Origin of the sequence: Pseudomonas sp. R62 (genome assembly GCF_000257605.1) — a bacterium.
Lineage (GTDB): Bacteria > Pseudomonadota > Gammaproteobacteria > Pseudomonadales > Pseudomonadaceae > Aquipseudomonas > Aquipseudomonas atacamensis.
In genome coordinates this window covers 2,298,989-2,302,877 of sequence record NZ_JH635999.1, presented here as the reverse complement: position 1 = coordinate 2,302,877, position 3,889 = coordinate 2,298,989, and the positions used below count along the sequence as shown (strand labels likewise).

3 protein-coding genes are annotated in these 3,889 nt (G+C 63.3%); all 3 read left to right on the top strand.

The annotated features are described in order from the left end of the window. Nucleotides 1–1,694 (top strand): type VI secretion system tip protein TssI/VgrG (tssI, locus tag OQK_RS28115; RefSeq protein ID WP_016775399.1); only part of this gene is annotated, 1,694 nt, incomplete at its 5' end. Continuing rightward, nucleotides 1,691–2,557 (top strand): DUF4123 domain-containing protein, encoded by an 867-nt coding sequence (locus OQK_RS28110; RefSeq protein WP_016775398.1) that lies wholly within the window; start codon nucleotides 1,691–1,693, stop codon nucleotides 2,555–2,557. The genes tssI and OQK_RS28110, both read left to right, overlap by 4 nt. After that, nucleotides 2,554–3,889, top strand: a 1,336-nt coding sequence (locus tag OQK_RS30700; protein WP_016775397.1) for a toxin VasX, incomplete at its 3' end; no start/stop codon positions are given. The genes OQK_RS28110 and OQK_RS30700, both read left to right, overlap by 4 nt.

The window sequence follows — 3,889 nt, the reverse complement described above, 5'->3', positions numbered from 1 at the left end:
GCAATCAGCGGATTTTCCAGAACCTGAGCGTGCCGCAGATCATCGCCAATGTGTTGAGCGATCACGGCATGCAGGCCGATGCCTGGCATTTTCAGCTCAGCGCCGAGTACCCGGCGCGGGTGTATTGCGTGCAATACCAGGAATCCGATCTGCACTTCATCCAGAGGCTGTGCGAAGAGGAGGGCCTGCACTTTCACTTCCGCCACCGCCGTGAGGCGCACCTGTTGGTGTTCGGCGACGATCAAACGGCGTTCCTCAAACACGACGTGACGACGCGCTATGTGCAGGGCAACGGCCTGGTTGCCAATGCGCCGGTTATCGACCAGTTCACTGTGCGCCTGGAGCCACGCTCCAACCTCGTCGAGCGCCGCGACTATCACTTCGAAAAGCCCGCAGTGCAGTTGGACGCCAAGGTCAGTGCAGCGCAAGTTCCGCTGCTGGAAGATTATGAGTTTCCCGGGCAGTTCACCCATCGCGAGCGCGGCAAGCACCTCAGCCAGCGTGCGCTGGAGCGCCATGGTGCCGACTATCGTCTGGCTAACGGGCGCAGCAATCAGGCGCTGATGCGCGGCGGCAGTTTCATGACCATGGCGGAATACTCGCGCGCCGACTGCAACGATTTATGGTTGCTGACCGAGGTCGAGCACATCGGCAAACAGCCGCAAGTGCTCGAGGAAGCGTTCACCGAGCAGGCTGACGCAGATGGTTTCAGTCAGGGCTATCGCAACCATTTCGTCGCGACACCGTGGGACGTGGTGTTTCGCCCGCAGCTCAGGCATGTCAAACCGCGCGTCAGCGGCAGTCAGCTGGCGGTGGTGACCGGCCCGCCCGGCGAAGAAATCTACAGCGATGCCTACGGCCGGGTGAAAGTGCAAATGCTCTGGGATCGCGACGGCCAGCGTGATGAACAGTCAAGTTGCTGGCTGCGCGTGGCCACTGCCTGGGCACATGACCGCTACGGCAGCGTGCAGATTCCTCGCGTCGGTATGGAAGTGCTGGTGGGCTTCACCGATGGCGATCCGGACAAACCGCATGTGCTCGCCTGCCTGCCCAACGCCGAAACCCCGGTGCCACTGGACCTGCCGGCGCAACAGACGCGTAGCATCTGGCGCAGCCAGAGCAGCCCCGGTGGCGGTGGTTACAACGAACTGCGCATCGAGGACCGGCAAGGCGCGGAAGAAATCTCCATCAGGGCGCAGCGCGACTTGGTGCAGCACGTGCTCAATGACTTGCGTGTGCAGATCGACAACCTGCATAGCCAAGTGATTGGCGGCGTCTCCAGCCTTGAGTTGCGCGACGAAGAACATCATCTGACCCATGGCAATCGCCTGACTGAACTCAAGCAGGACGATCATCTGTGGGTGCAGGGCGAGCAGCATGTGCGGGTCGCCAGCCAGCGCGTCAGTGCCGCGCAGCAGCTGCATTTCGGCGCGGGCGAGCAGGTGGTTTTCAACAGCGGCCTGCAGATCACTCTGGCTGCTGGCGGGCATTGGCTGACGGTCGGCGCCGCCGGCATTTTCAGCAGTGTGCCGGTGGTGCAGGGCGGGGCGCCGACGGTGTGTCTGCCAGCGGAACCCTTGCTACCGGGGGCTGCGCCGTTGCTCAAGGCGACGTTCGATGCCGTGCAGCAACGGCATGCGCTGCTGACCACGCGGACCTCGCGTTGCCTGATCTGCGAGGCGGCCCAGGCATGAGCCTTTTGACGGATTGGCCTGAAGGTTTGCCGTGGGCTGAGCAGCAGGCGTTTGTGCTGCTCGACGGTGCGACGATCGCCGATTTGCCGGCGCAACTGCGAAGGCTCGACCCCGCCGCCAACGCTTTTGCGCTCTACGACCAGCCACCGTTTTCGGCCCTGCGTGACGTCTCGCCGCTGCTGGTGGCGCTCGCTGACGCTGACGATCCGGTGGCGCGGTTTTATCGCCAGCACGCCCAACAGGAATGGGGCGTGCTGTTGTTCAGCGCCGCGCCGGCGCATGAAATCGTCGCGCACTTGCGTCAGTTGCTGATCGTCGAGTTGCCGGTCGGCTCGCCGGTGTTGTTGCGGCTGGCGGATGCCGCGGTGGCGCAGGCGCTGTTTGCCAGCGGCGATGCGAGTCTGTTCGGGCCGCTGGGGTGCGTGGTCACGGCGGATGGTGCGCGGCAAGTCTGGCACTGTCAGCGACCTCAGCAAGGGCAGGGTGGGGCGCTGGTGGCGCCGTATCGGTTGAGTGCGGAGCAGGATGCCGCGCTGGATCGGGTGGATCGGCGGCGGGTGTTGCTACAAGTCGATGCGTATTTGCTTGAATATTTTCCCTGGTTTCATACCGGGGAAACCATCGCTGAACGTTGGATGCTTCTGGAACAAATCGAGGCAAAAGCCAGCGCGCTCGGCCTGAGCAGCCAATCGGAATGGCTTTACTTCGCCAACCTTGTCGCCTCTCTCAACGGCGCTGATCCGGATCGGCATCCGCAGATCCAGCACTTGCTACACGAGCCCTCCCTGCAACCGATCGGTGAGCGCTTGACGCTGGCCGTTTCAATGGCCCGCCAATGGGCGTCTGAAAGAGTCCGACCATGAACCATCCCGCCGACCTTGCGGCAGCCGCCGCGTCCAAAGCCCCGATCATCGGCCCCGCCGCCTGCCCCTTGCGCAACACCCACGTGCAACTATTGCCCCTCGCGTACGGCCTTGTCGAAAAACCCTTCGACCCCAGCACCGAAATCACGCTGCCGTACACCCTGACCACGCGCCCCATGGGCATCCGCCGCCTGCGCGACGGTTGGCTGTACATCGTCGACAGTCTCAACGGTGAGCTGTACGAATATCGCGTGCTCGACGGCGTCATCAGCGCATTGCTGCATCGCGGCAAAAGCGTCAGCGAGGATCAGCGCAGCGCCATCGAAGAACGTCCGGCGTTGATCTTCTCGCGCAAAAGCACCCTCTACGTGACCTTCGCCGACGTGCAGTTGAGCGCGGCGAAATGCCGACAGGTGCTGGACAGCGCGGAGGAGCGCGAGCACTTCATGCAGGCGGTCGATCTCGGCCCGGTGCATTGTCTGATCGGCGGCGAGCATCTGCTCACCGTGGCCCAGGCGAAACAGTGGCTGGCGGAAGTCGCCTGCACAGCGAAACCGCTGGCCGAGGCGGACGCCACGCGCATGCCGGCGGTGCAGGTCAGCGATGCGCCGGAGCACGAGCGCGAACCCTATCTGTGGGAAAACCCACGGCGTTTTCGCGAGGCGCATATCGGCGAATTTCTTGGCCGGGTGCGCGGGCCTTATCAGGACGACACGCTGTTTCTGCTGGTCAACGACGACCTCGGGGTGATGCGCGATCTGGCCGATTATCAGGACCTGGTGGTCGGCTGGATCGAGCAGTGGAGCAACACCGACAACAATGAGCGCGACTATCTGTTGGCCAGTTACATCGAGTCGCTGAGCCAGCTCGGCGCTCAGGATTTCGACACCCTGGCCAAGGCCAGCGACGATCCGCGCGCCCAGGCATTGTTCGCTGAGCTGGAGCAATTGCCCGAAGCGGATCGGGAAAATACCCGGCAGGCGCTGCTCGACTATCTGAACAAGGGGGGTGAGATTGTCCCGGCAGATACTCAGTCTCGACCTGAACTGCAGCAACAGCGCGAAAAGGCTTTGGACGAGTCACTGGCGCTGAACCGCTTCGACGGCGTTGCCCCGGATTTCACGGCGCACGCTCGCGTCACCGCCGAGGCGGATCGACGCTTTTACACCCGCGAATATTTCGCTGAAGTGGCCCCGGCCGACTTCGTCGAGCGCCATCTGAGCACACTGGTCGACCTCGGCAAGGATCAGAACCGGCGCATGAAAGACGTGCTCGACGGCCCGCTGCTCAGCGGCAAACGCGGCATCAATGACCTGATCGACCGCCCGGCCA